Consider the following 4430-nt stretch of genomic DNA (forward strand, 5'->3'; position numbering starts at 1 on the left):
TTGGCCTCATCGAACGGCCGCCTGACGTCGTCCTCGGTGAAGTCGGTGCCGAACTTGGCGTTGAACTTCTCGATCAGCTCCGACAGTAGCGACTTGTCGGCCTCTGCAGCCCCGCCCGTGCCCTCGCCGAACCCCTTGAGTTCTGCCGGGCCTTCGGTAGTGAGCGACTTGTCGTGCTCGCCTGACTTCTCCACCCGCAGATGGCTGAGGTCGATCTCGCCTATGTCGACGCCACCGTCGGCGCGGCGCGGGAGCCGGTTGAGGAGGTAAGGGTGGTGTACTCCCGGGTTCGACTTGGTGTGCGTGACAAAAGGACGCCCAGGCACCCGGCCTTTGCCTGTTGCAGTCATCTGGCGTCCCACGGCAGCGACTTCGAATCCTGACATGGTGTCACCTATTGTGTTCCAGGTGACGAGTCGAGTGGTACCGGGGGATGGCATGAACGATGCAGAACGCAGGAACGCTACGACACCCATCCGGGTCCACCAGATTCATACCGCGCTCATGGAGCAGTACGCCGGGCTCATCTTCGACGAGGACCTCAAGTCGTACGACCAGCGCGGGTACGAACAGCGTTTCCTCTCCCGAGCGCTTACAGCTGCGGCCGTCCGGGTTGTCACCGGATGTGATCACAAGACCGCGGGCCGTTCAGTCATCGACGGTGAACTTGACCAGGGCATCGACGGCGTGGCCGTGACCGATGGCACCCAGGAGATCTGGCTTGTCCAGGCCAAGTGGAGTGATGAAGGGAAGGGAAAGTTCAACACCGACGCGGCCCATAAATTCATCCATGGACTTCGTCTCATCGAGCAGCGGAGCTTCGAGCGCTTCAACGATCGGCTCGATCCCATCGTGGCCCGAGTGAACTCCGCCATGCATGACGCCCGGTTGAAGGTCACGCTGGTGATCGCGGTGATGGGCATGGGGTCGCTCAGCGACGAGGTCGTCGCCGTTCTCGAAGATGCCCGAAAGGAGTTCAACGGCCTCGGCCCTGTCCTGGACTACCGCGTGGTCAATGCGGCGGATGTGTTGCGGCAGATCCGTGAGGACCTCGCTCCCGAACCCGTTCGGGTTACCGTGCGCATGACCAACTGGCTCAAGCGGAACACCCCGCTGGTTGCCTATCAGGGAACGGTTCCGGCGAGCAACATCGCCGAATGGTACGGGGAACACGAAGACCGCTTGTATTCGCAGAACCTCAGGCAGTCCCTGGGCACCACCCGGGTGAATTCCGGCATGCTCAACACGCTCGCCGAGGAGCCGGAGAACTTCTGGCTCTTCAATAACGGTGTGACAGTGCTGTGCAACAGCTTGGACGAGGACTGGCCCGGCCGCCGCAGGCCGGACGAGCCGGTGCACCTCCGGCTGAACGGCGTCAGCGTGGTCAACGGAGCGCAGACGGTGACCGCCGCGCATCGTGCGTTGCAGTCGTCCGCGGACACCGTCGAAGATGCCGAAGTCACTGTCAAGGTCATCGTTGTCGGCGAGAACATGCCGGACTTCGCGCGGCGCATCACGGAGACAACCAACACCCAGAACCATGTGGAGCAGCGCGACTTCATTGCCTTGGACGAGGTCCAAGCCATGATCCGGGAGGATTTCGCGCTGTCACTTCAGAAGTCGTACGTATACAAGCGCGGCGAGCCGGACCCCGCCCCGGGGGAGGGGTGTTCGGTAGTTCACGCCGCCATTGCGCTGGCCTGTGCCCATCACGGCACGGAACTCACCGTACGCACCAAGCGGGATACTGATCTGCTCTGGGAACGGGGAACTGGCGGAGCGTACCCCCGGCTGTTCGGAGAGAGGCCGAGCGCCTTCCAGATCTGGCGTTCAGTGCTCGTTCACCGGGCGGTTGGCGCCGCGCTCAACGAGGAGCGGAAGAAGTTTCAGAAGCGGGCCGCAGATGTTGCGCAGCGAGGCGACCTACTGGTCACGCATCTGGTCTTCCAGCTCCTTGAGCAGGACCGGATCGATGACCCGGACCATGACTGGGACACTGTGCTCGCTGAGGTGCCGGCGCTCACCGCCAGGGTCCTCGAGTGGCTAATCCATCACATCGACGGTGAATTCGGGCAGACATCATTCCTGAGCGGGACCCTTACGGACGTGGCGCGTTGCAAGCAGCTCGCGGCACTCGTGCTGCGTGATGCGCAGCGCGAAGGGGTCATTCCCGATCTGCCCGCTGAGTACCGGCCCTCGGAGGGAGGCAAGCGCAAGCCTCGCCGTCCCAATGCTGTTCCCACTCTCGTCGATCACGGGAAGATTGTGGATGGCACTCCCCTCCACCTGACGCTGGGGAACAGGCCAGAGGTCAAGGCCCTGAGTTCCTGGCTCGCTCAAGACCCTCGCCGTAGTGAGGCGACGTGGGTCAATGACCGAACGAAGTGCCTTCTGTGGGCGGTGGATGGCCGCGCCTACTCGCCCACGCGTTTGGTCCTGCACATGTACGAGCTTGCTGAATGGGAAGAGGCCCCAGTTGCCGTTCAGGGCCCTGCTCGGTGGACTGTGGACGGCGCCCTGACCCTCTCGGACATGGCGCGGACACTGCTTGACGAACAGGCCGAACAGGAGTGAGGGGCATACCGTGGCGGACGAGGTGAACCACACGGCGGGGGGTGGCCTGCAAGTCGGTCGGCAGACCGCAGTTGCCGCCAGTGGCGCAGTGTGTTTCGACGTGACCGGTCAACGTGCATGTCGCCCGAACTGTCTTGCCTGGCCCGTCGATGCACGGACACCAGCCCCGGCGCTCGGTGAGTGCGGCCACCAAGTGTAGGCCGCAGCCTCCGCCCAAGTCGTCCGACACTTCGGCGAGGACGGCGATGTGTTTGCCGCGCGTGTCGGTGGACTCCACGTGTAGAGCCGTCCCTTCTGCGGACAGGCGGAGGCGGAAGTCGCGGCCGGGCACGTGGCCGTGGCTCACGGCGTTCGCGCTCAGCTCCGCGACGATCAGCGTCAGGGTGTCGTGCGCGTCGCTGCCGTAGGGGATGCCCCAGGCGTCGAGCCGCTCGCTGGCCAGGCGCCGGGCGAGGCGGGCGCCGCGCGGGGTGGAGCTGAAGCGCATCGTGAAGTGGTGCCAGGGGAAGCGGGGTTGCGTGGTGCGGGTGAGGCGGACGGGGAGTGGTGGATTGCTGGTCATGGCTCCACGTTGCCGTTTGGTGGCGTAGCGTGACCAGGGGTGACGCGCCGTCGCGGGCTGGTTGTACGTGGCGTGCGTCCGGCTTGTACGTACGTGGGACAGGCGGTGGCGATGACGATGACGCAGGGCGAGACGGACGCGGGCGCGGGGTCGGGTTCGGAGTCCGGGAAGCGGCCGGAGGACGAGCCGGGGTCCGGGGTGATGACGGCGTTCGGGCGGCAGTTGAAGCTGTTACGGCTGCGGGCGGGGCTGGACCGGGCGGAGTTCGGGAAGCGGGTGGGGTACGCGGCGCAGTCCGTTGCGTCGTTCGAGCAGGGGCGACGGATTCCGCAGCCTGCGTTCATCGACAAGGCGGACGCGGTGCTGGAGGCCGGGGGCTTGTTGCTGGCGTTGAAGGAGGAGGTTGCTCGGGCGCAGTATCCGCCGTTCTTCCGGGACATGGCGCGGCTGGAGGCCCAGGCGGTAGAGCTGTGCGTGTACGACAGCCACATCGTCAATGGGCTCTTGCAGACTGAGGAGTACATGCGTGCTGTGCTCGCCATGCGACGCCCACTGCTCGACGAAGAGACCATTGAACTTCGTGTGGCCGCACGTCTCGCGAGACAGGAGATCTTCAACCGCTGGCCAGCTCCTCTGTTGAGCTTCGTTGTGGAGGAAGGGGCACTGCGGAAGCCCCTCGGAGGCAAGCAGGTCCTGCGCGGACAGCTTGAGCAGCTCTTGCTCTTCGGGCACATGCGCAATGTGGAACTGCAGCTGATGCCGCTCGACCGAGAGGACAACGCAGGTGTGGACGGGCCGTACACCGTGATTACCCGCAAAGGCGGGGAACAGATCGTGTACATGGAGGTCCAGGGACGCAGCAACCTGCTGACTGATCGGGACGAGACGCGGCTGGCCGCAGCGCGCTATGGGATCATCCGGAGTCAGGCTCTCACTCCGCGAGAGACTCTGGGATTCATCGAGAAGTTGCTGGGAGATCTATGAATACCACCGACACTCCTGCCATGCGGGAGCTGGCCTGGTTCAAGAGCAGCTACAGCGGGGCTGAAGGCGGTCAGTGCCTAGAGGTCGCCTGGCGCAAGAGCAGCTACAGCACCGGCAACGGCGGTGAATGCATGGAGTTCGCCACTGCTGCCACGCACGTACACATCCGTGACTCGAAGCAGCTCAGCGGCCCCATGCTGACCGTGGGGCCAGGGGCGTGGGCCGGATTCATCGGCCTCGTCGCCGGCTGAGGTACACACCGCCAGGAGGGTCCCGCCACGCCGCACGGGCGTAACGGCGGGACCCTCCC

At 64.8% G+C, this 4430-nt stretch carries 3 protein-coding genes and 2 pseudogenes; 3 read left to right on the top strand and 2 right to left on the bottom strand.

The genetic code is table 11. The annotated features are described in order from the left end of the window. Window positions 1-269 (bottom strand): annotated as a pseudogene (locus tag ABTZ94_RS36340) (hypothetical protein); the annotation flags it as partial. Window positions 270-438: 169 nt separating this feature from the next. Here ABTZ94_RS36340 and ABTZ94_RS36345 point away from each other — a divergent pair. Next, window positions 439-2574 carry an AIPR family protein gene (locus tag ABTZ94_RS36345; protein ID WP_351207530.1) on the top strand — a complete coding sequence of 712 codons (2136 nt, stop codon included), beginning with the start codon at window positions 439-441 and terminating at the stop codon, window positions 2572-2574. 178 nt (window positions 2575-2752) lie between these two features. Here the strand turns inward: ABTZ94_RS36345 and ABTZ94_RS36350 are convergent. Next, window positions 2753-3136, bottom strand: a pseudogene (locus tag ABTZ94_RS36350) (ATP-binding protein); the annotation flags it as partial. 201 nt (window positions 3137-3337) lie between these two features. Here ABTZ94_RS36350 and ABTZ94_RS36355 point away from each other — a divergent pair. Together ABTZ94_RS36355 and ABTZ94_RS36360 are read left to right on the top strand one after the other, a co-directional pair. Further along, window positions 3338-4120, top strand: a complete 783-nt coding sequence (locus tag ABTZ94_RS36355; protein WP_502967370.1) for a helix-turn-helix domain-containing protein — start codon at window positions 3338-3340, stop codon at window positions 4118-4120. Next, window positions 4117-4371, top strand: a complete 255-nt coding sequence (locus ABTZ94_RS36360; protein WP_351207532.1) for a DUF397 domain-containing protein — start codon at window positions 4117-4119, stop codon at window positions 4369-4371. The genes ABTZ94_RS36355 and ABTZ94_RS36360 overlap by 4 nt, the downstream gene beginning before the upstream one ends. The last annotated feature ends 59 nt before the right edge of the window (window positions 4372-4430 follow it).

The organism is Streptomyces sp. NPDC002785 (assembly GCF_040295565.1).
In the GTDB taxonomy this organism is placed as follows: Bacteria; Actinomycetota; Actinomycetes; order Streptomycetales; family Streptomycetaceae; genus Streptomyces.